This is a genomic window from Nocardioides ginkgobilobae (assembly GCF_054781275.1).
The window spans coordinates 192,155-207,530 of the sequence record NZ_BAAGUS010000002.1 but is presented as its reverse complement, the minus strand read 5'-3'; the positions used below and the strand labels follow the sequence as shown (position 1 = coordinate 207,530).

Here is a 15,376-nt window from a genome sequence, read left to right as displayed (position 1 = left end):
CTCAGTACAGCCGCCGCCACCGACATTCCTGCCCTCAGCCGTCGTCCCTTGGCGCCTCCGGAGAGTCGTTACCTGACTGTGACTTGGTCCACGGGCACGGCGACGACAATCCTTCCGCCGCGACGTGAACGCTCGCGGGCGGAACCTTGTCGCGTGCCGGGTCTGATGGAGGCTCTGGCGTGCTCGAACGACCCGGTCCCATGACGGTCTACCCGTCCCACCTCCCGCAACCCACGCGGTGACAGAGGCGACTGCCGGGAAACAACGCATCGGCGAAGGCTGGCCCGCACAGGAGGGAGCTGGCATACGCGCGCTTGGGTACCGAGCCCGTGTTCGAGGGCGGCGGAGCAACTGGGTCGAGCTCGAGCCTTCCACACTACCGACCCCTCCTCGCACGGTGTGGTGCGTCATTCCGCCGCTTCTCGGCGGGCTCTCCTGAGAAGCCGCGCGACGTCCCAGTGGCCGTGGTCTGTACATCCGGCGAAGAAGGACCGAGAGCCGCAAGGATGCTCGCGTGACGACGAAGGCGGCGTTCGCTCGGCCGGCCAGCATCGCGGCCGGCCTGACTTTCCTGCTCTTGGTGGCCACGGCGAGCAGGTACGGCTACCACCGCGACGAGCTGTACTTCCTCGCCGCGGGACGTCACCTTGACTGGGGCTACCCAGATCAGCCTCCCCTCGTGCCGTTGCTGGCCAGGGGCCTGGACACGGGGTCGCTCACTCTTCTACGCGTTCCCTCGGCCCTCAGCGCGGCCCTGGTCGTCTTCATGGCGGGACTCATGGCCCGGCGCCTGGGAGCGTCCACATTCGCGGAGTGGGTGGCCTCGATCCGGACTGCGCTGAGCGGCCTGGTGCTGGCCACCGGGCACCTGCTGTCCACCTCGACTGTGCTCATCCTCGGCACCACCACCCTGACCTTCCTGGTCGTGCTGTTGAGCCAGGGCGCGAATCCGCGACTCTGGTTGCTGGCAGGACTCGTGGGGGGACTGACCTTCCAGGGACATGTCCTGGTCGGCTTCGTGCTCCTCGCGATCGCCCTCGTGTCCCGCCGACGTCGTGGGCCGGTCGCCGCAGGTTTCATCGCGCTCACCATCGGGGCCTCGTACCTGATCTGGCAGGCCACCCACGGCTGGCCCCAGCTGGAGGTCGCTGCCGACATCGCCGAGGGCGGGAGCGCCACCTCGGTCTCGCGGTCGCTGTTCCTCGTGACGCTGGTGCTCCAGCTGGGCCTGTGGCTGACGCCCGTGTGGGTGCTGGGCCTGTGGCGCTCGATCCGTGACCGGACGCTCCGGCCCCTGCCTGCGGCCTTCCTCCTCCTCGTCGCGCTGTTCCTGGTCATCGGAGGAAAGCCCTACTACGTGGGTGGCTTCCTGCCCTTCCTGATGGCGGCGGGAGCCCAACCCCTCGTCGATGCCGTGGCCCGATGGGTCCCCGCGGCCCTGCTGGCTGCCAGTGCGCCCGCTTTCGTGTTCACGCTGCCGGTGCTACCCGTGGACTCGGTCGGCCCGGTGCTGGCGATCAATCCCGACGCCGGCGAGACCATCGGCTGGCCCTCGTTCGCCGACCAGGTCGAGCACGTCGTCGCCCCCGGGCAGGTCGTCATCACCGCCAACTACGGCCAGGCCGGTGCGCTGCAGCGCTACACGGACCTGGAGGTGTTCAGCGGGCACAACGGCTACGGGCTCTGGGCCGTCCCGCCCGGATCCTCACCCGCGGTCCTGGTCGGGCTCGACCCGGACTTCTGCCGCGCCTCGCGAGACCTGGGCGAGATCGACCTGCGGGTGTCCAACGACGAAGACGGCACCGCCCTGGTGAGGTGCCTGCCGGAGCGCCCTTGGGCGCAGATCTGGCCCGACCTCCGCCACCCGGGCTGAGAGCGGCCTCGGGAGCGCACCACCCCCTCATCCTCATCGACTTCGGGATGTGGAACGCCTTCCCGCTCGCCCACGACCTCACCCAGCTGCTCGTCGGCGACGTCCAGATCGGCATCCGCTCGGCCTGCGACCTCGGCGGACTCGGCTCCCTCAGCGAGCTGCTCCTCGCGGCCTGCGCCGAGGGGCTCGACGCCGAACGCACCACCGTCGACCGGGAAGTGTTGCGCCGAGCCCACGCCGTGCAGCTCTTCCTCTTCGCCGGGCTCTCGAGCCTTCCCTTCGAGCCCCTCGACGGCCCATCGGACGTCCTGGCGGCGATCGTGGAGCACCGCGACGCCGTCACCCGCTTCAGCCTCGAGCTGCTCGCACGAACCTCCTCGACCGGTGCACGCCCTCACTCCGTGACCGCGCCCGAGCGGCTCAGCACACGCCGGCCCACCGCGCAGCCTGGACGACCTCACGCCGGCGCGAGGCGTGCGCTCCGGGCGCACCGCCAGACTGCCGACTGGCGCACGTCCGCCACCCCGCCGCCGACCCGTCCCCGATCCCGGGCTCCACGTAACACGCTCGTTCGTCACGTGAGACTGGCGCGCCACGGCACCCTGCCACCCTGAGGTGTCCGCTCGGCGGGCGGCCTCCCTGTCGCCAGCCGGGCGGACCTCTCGCGCAGCCGGGTGCGGCCAGCCACGACACCTCCCGGCAACCAACCGGCTGCTCCCGAAACCTAGATTTAATTCCATTTGGTAGCAATGTGAAACCGCGGCTCCCTAGCTTCCTCATCGTCGGGACACAACCGCGTGACCCGCCCTTGGCCCCCACGACCGAGAGGTTTGCCGTGTTCACCAACCGAGCCCGCGGACGCGCCCTGGCTGGCGCGACGATCGCTACCCTGACCGTGTTCAGCCTTGCCGCCTGCGGCAACAAGTCCGATGACGGCGGGCCGAGCGCGGCCACCTCCAGCTGTGTCGACACCTCGGGCGACACCATCAAGCTGGGCTTCCTGAACTCCACGTCCGGCGCGATGTCGATCAGCGAGCAGACCGTCCGTGACTCCCTGGGGCTGGCCATGGAGGAGATCAACGCCGACGGCGGCATCCTCGGCAAGCAGATCGAGGCGGTCGAGGAGGACGGTGCCAGTGACCCGGCGATCTTCGCGGAGAAGATGGAGAAGCTGTTGACCGGCGACTGCGTCGCCGCGGTGTTCGGCGGCTGGACCTCCGCCTCCCGCAAGGCCATGCTGCCGGTGGTCGAGGCCAACAACGGCCTGCTGTTCTACCCCGTCCAGTACGAAGGCCTCGAGGCGTCCGAGAACATCTACTACACCGGCGCGACCACCAACCAGCAGATCATCCCGGCCATGGACTTCCTGGCGTCCGAGGGCGTGGAGACGCTCTTCCTGGCCGGGTCGGACTACGTCTTCCCGCGCACCGCCAACAAGATCATCAAGCAGTACGCCGCGGAGCTGGGGATCGAGATCGTCGGCGAGGAGTACGTCCCGCTGGACGACGACGACTGGACCACGCAGGTCGCCAAGATCGTCAAGGCCAAGCCCGACTTCGTCTTCAACACCATCAACGGGTCCTCGAACGTGGGCTTCATCAAGGCCTACTACGAGCAGGGCCTCACCGCCGAGACCACGCCGATCATCTCGGTCTCGATCGCCGAGGAGGAGGCGCCGGCGATGGGGCACAGCGTGACCGGGCAGTACGCCGCCTGGAACTACTTCCAGTCCGTCGACACCCCGGCGAACGCCGCCTTCATCGAGGCGTTCCAGAGCAAGTACGGCGCCAACCGGCCGACCTCGGACCCGATGGAGGCCGCCTACACCTCGCTCTACCTCTACAAGGCGATCGTCGAGAAGGCGGGCTCCTTCGACGTCGACGAGGTCAATGCCGCCTCCGACGGGGTCTCGTTCGAGGCACCCGAGGGAACGGTGACCATCGACGGCGACAACCACCACATCGCCAAGACCGCCCTCATCGGCCAGATCAACGAGGACAACCAGTTCGACGTGGTGTGGTCCTCCGAGACCCCGATCGAGCCGGACCCGTTCCTCGAGGGCTACGCCTGGTGGGACCCGGCGGCCGAGTGATCGCACGGGTCCCGCGACCCGCCTGATCGACCCGGGGTCCCGCGCAGCGGCGCGGGGCCCCGGGTCCGGCCACCCGCCCCACCACAGAACCGGAGACACCGCGGTGGACGCCTTCACCACACCCTTCCTCGCCGGCACCGCCACCGGTGCCCTGCTGCTCATCGCCGCGCTCGGCCTCACCCTGACCTTCGGCCAGATGGGCGTCATCAACATGGCGCACGGTGAGTTCCTCATGGTCGGCGCCTACACCGCCTACGTGACCCAGCAGGTCGTCACCAGCGTCGACCTCTCGATCCTCGTGGCGCTGCCGGTCGCCTTCCTCGTGGCCGGCTCCCTGGGGCTGCTGCTCGAGGCCACGGTCATCTCGTTCATGTACCGCCGGCCGCTGGACACGCTGCTGGTCACCGTCGGGGTGAGCCTGGTGCTGCAGCAGCTGGCCAAGGACGTCTTCGGAGCGCAGGGCGACCCGGTCCAGGCGCCCGGGTGGCTGGTCGGCACGATCCCGGTGTTCGGCTACAACTGGCCCTACCGCCAGATCTTCACCGTCGCCCTCGCCCTGTCCTCGCTCGCATGCCTGGCGGCGCTGCTGAGGTACAGCGCGTTCGGTCGCCGGATCCGCGCCACCGTGCAGAACCGCGACCTCGCCGAGACGCTCGGCATCGCGACCCGGCGAGTCGACCGCTTGACCTTCTTCATCGGCTCGGGCCTCGCCGGCATCGGCGGCGTGGCGGTCTCCCTCATCTCCGGCACCAACCCCGGACTCGGTCGCACCTACATCATCTCGGCCTTCCTCGTGGTGGTCGCGGGCGGCCTGGGGCAGCTCAAGGGCACGGTCATCGCGGCCTTCACGGTCGGCATCGCGACGGCGTTCTTCGCCGACTGGACCAGCGCGAGCATGGCGCAGGTCGCCACCTTCGCCCTCGTGGTCGTCTTCCTCCAGCTGCGACCCCAGGGGCTGTTCACCGTCCGCACGAGGGGGCTCGCATGACCAGCCGCACGAAGGTCCGCGACACCCGCCTCCGCGGCTACGCACCGCTCGTGGCGATCGCCCTGCTGGCCGTCCTCCTCCTCGTCGTCGCCCCCGCGACCCTGAGCCAGTTCCGGCTCAACAGCCTCGGCAAGTACCTCTGCTGGGCCATCGCCGCGGTCGGCATCGGGCTCGCCTGGGGCCGCGGCGGGATGCTCGTCATGGGGCAGGGCGTCTTCTTCGGCCTCGGCGGCTACGCCATGGCCATGCACCTCAAGCTCGAGGCAGCCGGTCCCGGCGGTGTCCCCGACTTCATGGTGCTCTACGGCGACGGCACGATGCCCGCCTTCTGGGAGCCGTTCCGGAGCGGGCCGTTCACCCTCGCCGCGATCGTCCTCCTCCCGGCCGCCGTGGCAACGGCACTGGGCTGGCTGATCTTCAAGCGCAAGGTCAAGGGCGCCTACTTCGCCATCCTCACCCAGGCGATGGCCGTCGTGTTCGCGACCCTGCTGATCGCCACGATCAAGGAGACCGGCGGCTTCAACGGTCTCAACCAGTTCACCACCTTCTTCGGCTACAACCTCTACGACCCCGTCAACAAGCAGATGGTCTACTCGATCGCCGCCGGCGCCCTCATCGGTTGCCTCGTGGTCGCCTGGCAGCTCTACCGCAGCCGCTTCGGCGAGCTCCTCGTCGCCACGCGCGACGCCGAGGAGCGGGTCCGCTTCCTCGGGCACGACCCGGCCAACATCAAGCTCGTCGCATTCGTGGTCGCCGCGGTCATGGCCAGCATCGGCGGCGCCCTGTTCGCCCCGATCGCGGGCATCATCTCGCCCTCCGACGTGGACGCGACCGCTTCGATCTTCCTCATCGCCGGGGTCGCCCTCGGCGGACGGGCCCTGCTCCTCGGCCCGGCGCTCGGTGCCATCACGGTGGGTTTCGGGCGCACCTACCTCTCCGAGCAGTTCCCCACCCAGTGGACCTACTTCCTCGGACTCCTGTTCGTCCTGGTCATCCTGCTGCTGCCCCGCGGTGTCGGCGATCTCCCCCGGGCGCTGCGCGCCGGTCTGCGCGGGCGGTCGGCATGAGCATCCAGCACCACGCCCCCGACGAGCTCGGCCACGACTACCTCGAGATGCGGGGCCTCACCGTCGACTTCGACGGCTTCAAGGCGGTCGACGGCGTCGACCTCACCCTGCTCCAGGGACGGCTGCACTTCCTCATCGGCCCCAACGGTGCGGGCAAGACCACCCTCGTCGACGCGGTCACCGGCCTGGTCGCGGGCACCGGGCTCGCGCGGTACCGCAACCAGGACCTCCTCGGCATGCGATCCCACCGGATCGTGCGCGCCGGGATCGGCCGCACCTTCCAGACCGCGACCGTCTTCGAGGAGCTCACCGTCCTGCAGAACCTCGACATCGCCGGCGGCATCCACCGCCGCGCGTGGGCCATGGCACTCGCGCGGCGCGGTGTGCCGGCGTACGTCGAGCAGGCACTCGAGGCCATCGGGCTGCAGGACCTGCGCGACCGCCCGGCCGGTGTGCTCGCCCACGGGCAGAAGCAGTGGCTGGAGATCGGCATGCTGCTGGTCCAGGACGCCAAGGTGATGCTGCTCGACGAGCCGGTCGCCGGCATGAGCGCCGAGGAGCGCGAGGAGACCGGCGAGCTCCTGCGTCGCATCGGTCACGAGCGGACCATCGTCGTCATCGAGCACGACATGGAGTTCGTCCGCCGCTTCGCCGACGTCGTCACCGTCATGCACGCCGGCACCGTCCTGGCCGAGGGCAGCGTGTCCGAGATCCAGGCCGATCCGCGGGTGCAGGAGGTCTACCTCGGACGCCAGCTCGACGCGGTCGCCGACGACGAGGGGGCCGCCGAGGTCGAGGCCCAGGTCCAGGCCGAGGTGGAGGCCACCGTCGAGGAAGGGGGACGTCGTGCTTGAGCTGCGCGGGGTGACCGCAGGCTACGGCCGGACCAGGGTCCTGGAGGACGTCAGCATCGAGGTCGCCACGGGCGGGGCCGCCACGGTGATGGGGCACAACGGCGCCGGCAAGACCACCCTGCTGCGGGTCGCGGTCGGGCTGCTCCCCGTCATGGCCGGCCAGGTGCTGCTGGACGGCGAGGACGTGACCGGCCTGCGCCCGAGCGACCGGGTCAGGCGCGGTCTCGGCTACGTGCCCCAGGGACAGCTGTCGTTCCCGCAGATGACGACGCTCGAGAACCTGCAGCTGGTGACCACCGACCGGACCGCCACCGACGAGGTGCTCGACACCTTCCCGGCCCTGCGCGGGCTGCTCGGCCGTCGGGCCGGTCTCCTCTCCGGAGGTCAGCGCCAGCAGCTGGCGATCGCCCGGACGCTCCTGACCAGGCCGCGCATGCTGATCCTCGACGAGCCCACCGAGGGCATCCAGCCCAACGTCGTCGCCGAGATCGAGTCCGTCATCACCGACCTCACCCGCCGCGGCGACCTGTCGGTGCTGCTGGTCGAGCAGCACGTCGGATTCGCGCTGCGTGCGACGCAGGGCTACTACGTCCTGGAGTCGGGTCGGGTGACCTCCAGCGGCGAGGGCGGACCCGGTGCGGTGGACGCGGTCCGCGCCGCGATGGCGGTGTAGGCGCGTGCACCTGACGCCCTCGGAGACCGAGAAGCTCCTGCTGGCCGTGGCCGGCATGGTCGCGCGCGACCGCCGCGCCCGTGGCGTGCGCCTGAACTACCCCGAGACCGTGGCCCTGCTCTCGACGTGGGTGCTCGAGGAGGCGCGCGCCGGAGCGACGGTCGCCGAGCTCATGCAGCGCGGCCGCGAGGTGCTCGACCGGGCCGAGGTCATGGAGGGGGTGCCGGAGATGGTGCGCGACGTCCAGGTCGAGGCGACCTTTCCCGACGGCCGGAAGCTCGTCACCCTGCACCACCCCATCCCGTGACCCCCGTGCCCCCAGCAGAGCAGAGAGCGGAGGACGTGCCGTGAGCGGCAGCAGCGACCAGGGACCCGGCGCGATCCGGGTCGCCCCAGGGACGGTCACCCTCAACGGCGACCGGACGAGCGGGGAGCGCCTGACCCTGGTGCTCACCAACACCGGGGACCGGCCCGTGCAGATCGGGTCGCACGTCCACCTCGCCGACGTCAACGACGCCCTCGACCTCGATCGCGACGCCGCCCGCGGCTTCCGACTCGACATCCCCTCCGGCACCTCGCGCCGGTTCGAGCCGGGCGCCTCGCGGCAGGTCGACGCCGTCGCGATGCGCGGTGCCCGGTCGGTGCCCGGCATCCGGATCCGACGCTCGGCGACGAGCGAGGGGGACGGCTGACGTGGTGGACATCCCGCGCGAGCAGTACGCCGCGCTCTACGGCCCGACCGTGGGCGACCAGGTGCGCCTCGGTGACACCGACCTGTGGATCGAGGTCGAGCACGACCTCACCATCGGTGGCGAGGAGGCCGTCTTCGGCGGCGGCAAGTCCATCCGCGAGTCGATGGCCCAGTCGTCGACCACCTCCGCGGACGGGGCCTTGGACACCGTCATCACCAACGCCGTCGTGCTGGACCACACCGGGATCTTCGTGGCCGACGTCGGCATCCGCCGCGGGCGCATCGTCGCCCTCGGTCGCTCCGGCAACCCCGACATCGCCGACGGCGTCCACCCCGACCTCGTCATCGGCCCCGGGACCGACGTCATCTCGGGCGAGCGCCGGATCCTCACCGCGGGGGCGATCGACTCCCACGTCCACCTCATCTCGCGCTCGCAGCTCGTCGAGGCGCTGGCCACCGGGGTCACCACGGTCGTCGGGGGAGGCACCGGGCCGTCCGAGGGGTCGAAGGCCACCACCGTCACCCCCGGCGCCTGGCACCTCGCCACCGTGCACCGGGCCCTCGACGACGTCCCCCTCAACATCCTGCTCTTGGGCAAGGGCAACACCGTGAGCGCGGGCGGCCTGGCCGAGCAGGCGCTCGCCGGGGCCGCCGGCTACAAGGTGCACGAGGACTGGGGCTCGACACCGGCGGCCATCGACGCCGCCCTCCGCGCCGCCGACGAGTTCGGGTTGCAGGTCGCCCTGCACTCCGACAGCCTCAACGAGGTCGGGTACGTCGACTCCACCATCGGCGCCATCGCGGGTCGCTCCATCCACGCCTTCCACACCGAGGGGGCGGGCGGCGGGCACGCCCCCGACATCCTCACCGTGGCCTCCCTGCCGCACGTCATCCCGGGCTCGACGAACCCCACGCTGCCGCACACGGTCAACACCGTCGCAGAGCACCTCGACATGCTGATGGTCTGCCACCACCTCAACCCGGCGGTCCCCGAGGACCTCGCCTTCGCCGAGTCCCGCATCCGGGCCACGACGATCGCCGCCGAGGACCTGTTGCACGACCTGGGGGCACTGAGCATCACCTCGTCCGACGCCCAGGCCATGGGCCGGATCGGCGAGGTGGTGTGCCGCACCTGGCAGGTGGCGCACGTGATGAAGCACCGGTTCGGTCGCCACGGCGACCTGGCCGCCGGGCCCGCGGACAACGCGCGCGCCCTGCGGTACGTCGCCAAGTACACGATCAACCCGGCCATCGCCCACGGCATCGACCACGAGGTCGGGTCCGTCGAGCCGGGCAAGATGGCCGACCTCGTCCTGTGGGACCCGCGGTTCTTCGGCCTCCGCCCCGACGTCGTCATGAAGGCCGGGGCGCTGGTGTGGGGCGCGCTCGGAGATCCCAACGCCTCGATCCCCACGCCGCAGCCGGTGCTGATGCGCCCGACGCTCGTCGCCGACGGCAGCGCGCACGCGGTCACGTTCGTCTCGCCCGCGGCCCTGGAGGACGGGCTCGAGGAGCGGCTCGGCCTGCGCCGTGACCTGCTCGGCCTGCACCCGACGCGCGAGGTGGGCAAGGCGCAGATGATCCACAACAGCGCCCTGCCACGGATCGAGATCGATCCCGAGACCTTCACCATCGACGTGGCCGGCGAGCGGATCGAGCCAGCTCCGGCCACCGAGGTGCCCCTGGCCCAGCTCTACTGCCTGTTCTGAGGCGCCGTGCACCGCGACCTGGTCCTCATGCTCCTCGCCGACGCACGGCTGCCGGTCGCCGGCCACACCCAGTCCGGCACCCTCGAGCCTGCCGTGCGGGACGGGTTGGGCGCCGACGGCGTCCCGGCGTACGCGCGCAGCCGCCTGCGCACCGTCACCACCGTCGAGGCGGCCGCGGCCGTGGTCGCCCGCCACCTGGTCCTCGGGCGCGGGGCCGCGGACCTGGAGGACCTCGAGGAGGCGTGGGAGGCACGCAGCCCCAGCGCACCCCTCCGGGAGGCGTCGCGCCGCCAGGGACGCGCGCTCCTGCGGCTGGCCCGCCGGACCTGGCCAGGTGCCGTCGCGCTCGACGCCCTGCCGCCTGCTCCGCCGCGCGCGCTGGTGCTCGGCGCGGTGGCGGCGTCCCTGGAGCTGGATGCCGCAGGGTTGGCACGACTCGTCGGGTACGACGACGTGCAGACCGTCTGCGCGGCCTCGCTCAAGCTGCTGCCGCTGGACCCGACCGTCGTGACCGGGTGGGTCGCGGCGCTGCTGCCCGACGTCGAGGCGCTGACCGTCTCGGTGTCCCACCTCACCGACGTCGACGACCTCCCCGCCCCGGGGAGCCCGCTCATCGAGGCGTGGGCGCAGGCCCACGCCGTCACCAGCAGGAGGTTGTTCCATGCCTGAGTTCCCGTCCGCCCACGCGCCCCGCCGCGCCCTGCGCCTCGGGGTCTGCGGTCCCGTCGGCACCGGCAAGAGCTCCCTCATCGCGCTGCTGTGCCGAGAGCTGTCCGGCCGGCTCGAGGTCGGGGTGGTGACCAACGACATCTACACCGACGAGGACGCGCGCTTCCTGCGCGCCTCGGGGGTCCTGGAGGTCGACCGGATCCGAGCGGTCGAGACCGGTGCGTGTCCCCACACCGCCATCCGCGACGACATCACTGCCAACACGCTGGCCATCGAGGAGCTCGAGGAGGACTACCGCCACCGGCTCGACCTCGTCCTCATCGAGTCCGGTGGTGACAACCTCACCGCGACCTTCAGCCCCGCGCTCGTCGACGTGCAGGTCTTCGTCCTGGACGTCGCCGGAGGAGGCGACGTCGCCCGCAAGGGCGGCCCCGGCATCGAGCGGGCCGATCTCCTCGTCGTCAACAAGACCGACCTCGGACCGCACGTCGGCGTCGACGTCCCCCGGATGCTGGCCGATGCCCGGCTGGCCCGCGGCGAGCGCCCCGTGATCGGGCTCTCCCGCACCGACCGGGACAGCATCGACCAGCTGCTCACCTGGCTCGAGGGACGTCGCACCAGCTACCTGGCCGGGGACCTCGTGCCCTCCGACCCCGGGCCCATGGCCAGCCACAGCCACGACCACGACCACGACCACAGCCACGAGGACGAGCCGGTCGGTGCCCACCACCACTGAGCGCCTCGGCCGCACCCGACTCAGGGTCTCCCCCGGCGAGGGGGGAGGGCGCTGCGTGGTGCGCTCGTCGGTGATCGGGAGCGACCCGACGGTGCCGACCATCCGACCGGTCATCACCCACCACGACGCCCACCGGGCGCGGGTCTGCCTCCTGCCGGAGGGAGCGCTGCTGCTGGCCGGCGACGCGATCGAGCTCGACCTGACCATCGACCCCGGCGTCACGCTCGAGGTCGTCGAGCCGGGAGGGACGGTGGCCTACGACATGCACGGGGGCCGCGCCTCCTGGGACGTCGCGGTCAGCGTCGGGGCGGGCGCCCGGCTCAGCTGGGCGGGCGAGCCCTTCGTGGTGGCCGAGGGAGCCCAGGTGGACCGGCGCACGCGCATCCGGTACGCCGAGGGCGCGCGGGTCGCGCTGCGCGAGGTCGTCGTGCTCGGCCGGCACGCCGAGCGGCCTGGCCGGGTGCGGCTGCGCGCCGACGTGCGCCGCGACCGCCGGCCGGTGCTGGTCGAGGACCTCGACCTGGGTCCGGCGTCCGCACCCACGCTGCTCGGGCGGCACCGGGTCCTGGCCAGCGTGCTCTCGCTCGGCACCGAGGGGGCGACGGACGGGGTGGACGTGGACCGCTTCGACCTGGCCCGAGCCGGCGCCACCCTGTGGCGCACGTGCGCGCACCAGGCACACCAGACCCGGCTCGAGGACGCGTGGACCCTGGCCAGCCGCGCCGCACTCACCGGGAACGACTAGTGCGCGCGAGCGATCTGGTCGGCCACCTGGAACTCCAGCCCGACCGCGCGGGCGAGGTAGACGTCCTGGTCGACCAGGTTGCCGGCCAGGCGCACCAGCCCGCGGGGGCTCTGCCAGAACTGTCCGGTCTCCATCCCCCGCACCCGGTCGACATCGAGCGACCCACACACGTCCACGACCTGAGCGAGGAACAGGATCGCCTCGTAGCAGGACTCACCCACCGCGTTGAGCGCCGGCGCCCACCGACCCCACCTCGCGTAGTAGGCCCGCGCCAGCTCCGCGCTCTCCGCGGTCGCGAGAGCGTCGAAGTACGCCGCTGCGGCGTACAGGCCCTCGTTGGCCTCCGCCCCGCTGGCCAGCAGGGTGTTCTCCTCGACCGCGGGGCTGAGCCGCGGGAGCGCAGCCGCCAGGCCGGCCCGGGCGAACTGTCGGTTGAAGTGGACGGCGTCTTGGCCCATCAGGAGCATGATCACGCCGTCGACCGGATCGCGCGACAGCAGACCGATGACGTCGCGGAAGTCGGTGGTGCCCAACGGGACGTAGGTCTCGCTGACCACCTCCGACGGCGTGTCCTCCAGGGCCATGCGTGCCGTCGCCCCGGTGACCCGGGGAAAGACGTAGTCGTTCCCGACGATCGCCCACCGACCCACCGACAGCTCCTCGCGCATCCAGTGGGCTGCCGGGAGCAGCTGGTTCAGAGGGCGCTCGCCGAGCATGAACACCCCGGGGGTCTCGTCCCCTCCCTCGTGCATGGCGGCGAAGGCGTAGACGACGCGCCCGCCCACGGCGCGTGTCACGGCTTGCCGGACGGCGGAGATGTGCCAGCCGGCCACCGCCTGCACCCGGCCGCTGTCGACGAGGCGCCGGACGTCCTCGGCCACCACCCACGGATCACGCCCCGCATCCACGACCACGAGCTCCACCTGGCGACCACCGAGCCCCGACCGGGCGTTGAGCTGCTCGGCCGCCAGCTCACCGCACGCGAGGCACGAGGGTCCGTAGATGCCGGTCGGTCCCTGGAGGGGGACGACGAAGGCGACCGAGACGACGTCGGATGGGGTCACGGGGACCTCCGCTCGGGCGACGGGTCGGTGCCCGGCTCACGACGACGGGAGCCGCACGGGACCGACCGGGTGGTACGGCTTGCCTACGATATGACGCGCCTGTCCCGTCTGGCGCCCGCACGTGACCGAGACCACCTCGACAGGGATCGTCATGGACTCCCGTGAGAACGCTCCTCCGTCCTCGACGAGTCTCCTCGTGTCGTTGCGGCAGCAGGAGACGGAGGTGCTCGCGCGCCTGCAGCCCCTGCTGACCGAGCACCAGCTGCTGCCGGAGCACTGGCGGATCCTGGCTGTCCTCGACGAGCACCCGGGAACCAGCATGACCCTGCTCGCCGCCACGGCCGTCGTGCCCGCTGCCAGCCTGACGAGGCACGTGGATCGCCTCGTCGAGCGCGCCCTGGTGGTCCGACGCATCGACCCCGACGACCGTCGCCGCACCGTCCTCGCGCTGTCCCCCCGCGGCTCCGCGGTGGCGCGTGCGCTCTCGTCCGTGGAAGCCGGCACGGGGTCGACGACATCGCGAGACCGGGCGGCCGGAGCACGGCCGCTCACCTAGCGCCCCACGACGCTGCCCCCGCGCGACGCCGGGCTCGTCGGCTCCGACGGACCGCGTCACCTCGCCGCGAACGAGGCGCGCGGCGCCTGGCGTCTCCGGGTGGGCAGCGGGCACCCGACCCTCACCGATGCTGCGGGAACCCCAGGTCGATGCCGGGCCGGGAGGCCGGGTCCGGCCAGCGGGTGGTGATGACCTTGCCGCGGGTGAAGAAGTGGACGCCCTCCATCCCGTGGGCGTGGGTGTCGCCGAAGAGCGAGGCCTTCCAGCCGCCGAAGGAGTAGTAGGCCATCGGCACCGGGATGGGGACGTTGACGCCGACCATGCCGACCTCGACCTCGCGCTGGAACCGCCGGGCCGCACCGCCGTCGCCGGTGAAGATCGCGGTGCCGTTGCCGTAGGGGTTGGCGTTGACCAGCGCCAGCGCCTCGTCGTACGACGCCACGCGCACGACCGAGAGGACCGGCCCGAAGATCTCCTCGTCGTAGACCGGCATGCCGGGCTCGACCCGGTCGAAGAGCGTGGGACCCAGCCAGAAGCCACCGACCTCGCCGTCCGGCACCACCTCGCGGCCGTCCACGACCAGGGTCGCGCCGGCCGCGACCCCGGCGGCGACGTACGACGCGACCTTGTCGCGGTGCTCGCCGGTGACCAGTGGGCCCATGTCGCAGCCGCGGCGCCCGTCGCCCGTGCGCAGGCCGGCCATTCGAGAGGCGATCCGCGGGACGAGGTCGTCACCGACCGGGTCGACCGCGACGACGACCGAGATCGCCATGCACCGCTCCCCCGCCGACCCGAAGCCGGCCGAGACCGCGGCGTCGGCCACCTCGTCGAGGTCGGCGTCGGGCAGGACGACCATGTGGTTCTTGGCGCCGCCGAGGGCCTGGACCCGCTTGCCGTGCCGGGTGCCGGTCTCGTAGACGTAGCGGGCGATCGGCGTGGAGCCGACGAAGGAGACCGCGGCGACCTCCGGGTGCTCCAGCAGCGCGTCGACCGCCTCCTTGTCGCCGTGGACGACGTTGAGGACGCCTGCCGGGAGGCCCGCCTCCGCCCAGCACTCGGCCAGCAGCAGCGAGGCCGACGGGTCCTTCTCGCTCGGCTTGAGCACCACAGCGTTGCCGCACGCGATCGCCACGGGCACGAACCACAGCGGCACCATCGCCGGGAAGTTGAACGGCGAGATGACGGCGACGACCCCCAGCGCCTGGCGCACCGAGTGCACGTCGACCCCGGTGGAGACCCCGTCGGAGAACGAGCCCTTGAGCAGGTGCGGCGCACCGCAGGCGAACTCCGCGACCTCGAGCCCCCGCTGGACCTCCCCCAGCGCGTCGTCGAGGACCTTGCCGTGCTCGGCGGTGATGGCCGCCGCGACCTCCTCGCGCCGCCGGGCGAGGACCTCGCGGAACGCGAACAGCACCGAGGTACGCCGGGTCAGCGACGCCTCCGCCCACTCCCGGCCCGCCGCGCGGGCCTCGCGCACCACCGCGTCGACTTCCGAGGCGGAGGCGAACGACACCTGCGCGGCGACCCGGCCCGTCGCGGGGTCGTGCACGTCGCCGGTGCGGGCCGCGGCGCCGGGCCAGCGCTCGCCGCTGCGCCAGTGCGGGATCAGGGTGCTCACGATGGGGTCCTCTGCTCTGGGATGAATGTGGGGTCGGACGG

At 71.8% G+C, this 15,376-nt stretch carries 16 protein-coding genes; 14 read left to right on the top strand and 2 right to left on the bottom strand.

What is annotated here, in order from left to right:
* The first annotated feature begins 514 nt into the window (after positions 1 to 514).
* The 13 genes from ACYVID_RS03295 (at position 515) to ACYVID_RS03235 (ending at position 12,097) form a co-directional block, all read left to right on the top strand.
* A complete protein-coding gene (locus ACYVID_RS03295) occupies positions 515 to 1,873 on the top strand; it encodes a hypothetical protein (RefSeq protein WP_460734372.1) in 1,359 nt (452 codons plus the stop codon).
* 47 nt (positions 1,874 to 1,920) lie between these two features.
* A complete protein-coding gene (locus ACYVID_RS03290) occupies positions 1,921 to 2,487 on the top strand; it encodes a hypothetical protein (protein WP_460734370.1) in 567 nt (188 codons plus the stop codon).
* 221 nt (positions 2,488 to 2,708) lie between these two features.
* Entirely contained in the window at positions 2,709 to 3,965 is a 1,257-nt protein-coding gene (gene urtA / locus ACYVID_RS03285; protein ID WP_460734368.1) for an urea ABC transporter substrate-binding protein, read from the top strand.
* 103 nt (positions 3,966 to 4,068) lie between these two features.
* Positions 4,069 to 4,953: an urea ABC transporter permease subunit UrtB gene (gene urtB, locus ACYVID_RS03280; protein WP_460734366.1), complete on the top strand. Its 885-nt coding sequence runs from the start codon at positions 4,069 to 4,071 to the stop codon at positions 4,951 to 4,953.
* Positions 4,950 to 6,020, top strand: a complete 1,071-nt coding sequence (urtC, locus tag ACYVID_RS03275; RefSeq protein WP_460734364.1) for an urea ABC transporter permease subunit UrtC — start codon at positions 4,950 to 4,952, stop codon at positions 6,018 to 6,020. The genes urtB and urtC overlap by 4 nt, the downstream gene beginning before the upstream one ends.
* Entirely contained in the window at positions 6,017 to 6,874 is an 858-nt protein-coding gene (urtD, locus tag ACYVID_RS03270) for an urea ABC transporter ATP-binding protein UrtD (RefSeq protein ID WP_460734362.1), read from the top strand. Before urtC ends, urtD begins: the two co-directional genes overlap by 4 nt.
* Positions 6,867 to 7,547: an ATP-binding cassette domain-containing protein gene (locus tag ACYVID_RS03265; protein ID WP_460734360.1), complete on the top strand. Its 681-nt coding sequence runs from the start codon at positions 6,867 to 6,869 to the stop codon at positions 7,545 to 7,547. The genes urtD and ACYVID_RS03265 overlap by 8 nt, the downstream gene beginning before the upstream one ends.
* Before the next feature lie 4 nt (positions 7,548 to 7,551).
* Positions 7,552 to 7,854 (top strand): urease subunit gamma, encoded by a 303-nt coding sequence (locus ACYVID_RS03260; protein ID WP_460734358.1) that lies wholly within the window; start codon positions 7,552 to 7,554, stop codon positions 7,852 to 7,854.
* Between the two features lie 40 nt (positions 7,855 to 7,894).
* A complete protein-coding gene (ureB, locus tag ACYVID_RS03255) occupies positions 7,895 to 8,239 on the top strand; it encodes an urease subunit beta (protein ID WP_460734356.1) in 345 nt (114 codons plus the stop codon).
* A gap of 1 nt (position 8,240) precedes the next feature.
* Complete coding sequence (locus ACYVID_RS03250) at positions 8,241 to 9,947, top strand: urease subunit alpha (protein WP_460734354.1); 1,707 nt, start codon at positions 8,241 to 8,243, stop codon at positions 9,945 to 9,947.
* Positions 9,948 to 9,953: 6 nt separating this feature from the next.
* Positions 9,954 to 10,616, top strand: a complete 663-nt coding sequence (locus tag ACYVID_RS03245) for an urease accessory protein UreF (RefSeq protein WP_460734352.1) — start codon at positions 9,954 to 9,956, stop codon at positions 10,614 to 10,616.
* Entirely contained in the window at positions 10,609 to 11,352 is a 744-nt protein-coding gene (gene ureG / locus ACYVID_RS03240; protein ID WP_460734350.1) for an urease accessory protein UreG, read from the top strand. The genes ACYVID_RS03245 and ureG overlap by 8 nt, the downstream gene beginning before the upstream one ends.
* Complete coding sequence (locus ACYVID_RS03235; protein WP_460734348.1) at positions 11,336 to 12,097, top strand: urease accessory protein UreD; 762 nt, start codon at positions 11,336 to 11,338, stop codon at positions 12,095 to 12,097. The genes ureG and ACYVID_RS03235 overlap by 17 nt, the downstream gene beginning before the upstream one ends.
* Here ACYVID_RS03235 and ACYVID_RS03230 read toward each other — a convergent pair.
* Complete coding sequence (locus ACYVID_RS03230; protein WP_460734346.1) at positions 12,094 to 13,161, bottom strand: substrate-binding domain-containing protein; 1,068 nt, start codon at positions 13,159 to 13,161, stop codon at positions 12,094 to 12,096. The genes ACYVID_RS03235 and ACYVID_RS03230 overlap by 4 nt on opposite strands.
* Before the next feature lie 223 nt (positions 13,162 to 13,384).
* Here ACYVID_RS03230 and ACYVID_RS03225 point away from each other — a divergent pair, with 223 nt between their 5' ends.
* Positions 13,385 to 13,717: a MarR family transcriptional regulator gene (locus tag ACYVID_RS03225; RefSeq protein WP_460734344.1), complete on the top strand. Its 333-nt coding sequence runs from the start codon at positions 13,385 to 13,387 to the stop codon at positions 13,715 to 13,717.
* Positions 13,718 to 13,838: 121 nt separating this feature from the next.
* Here ACYVID_RS03225 and ACYVID_RS03220 read toward each other — a convergent pair whose 3' ends face one another.
* Positions 13,839 to 15,335: a CoA-acylating methylmalonate-semialdehyde dehydrogenase gene (locus tag ACYVID_RS03220; RefSeq protein ID WP_460734342.1), complete on the bottom strand. Its 1,497-nt coding sequence runs from the start codon at positions 15,333 to 15,335 to the stop codon at positions 13,839 to 13,841.
* Between the last annotated feature and the right edge of the window lie 41 nt (positions 15,336 to 15,376).

Excerpts from the sequence above, each read along its gene's own strand:
- ACYVID_RS03290 (WP_460734370.1), top strand. The coding sequence starts at position 1,921 with ATGTGGAACGCCTTCCCGCTCGCCCACGACCTCACCCAGCTGCTCGTC.
- urtC (WP_460734364.1), top strand. The coding sequence starts at position 4,950 with ATGACCAGCCGCACGAAGGTCCGCGACACCCGCCTCCGCGGCTACGCA.
- urtD (WP_460734362.1), top strand. The coding sequence starts at position 6,017 with ATGAGCATCCAGCACCACGCCCCCGACGAGCTCGGCCACGACTACCTC.
- ureG (WP_460734350.1), top strand. The coding sequence starts at position 10,609 with ATGCCTGAGTTCCCGTCCGCCCACGCGCCCCGCCGCGCCCTGCGCCTC.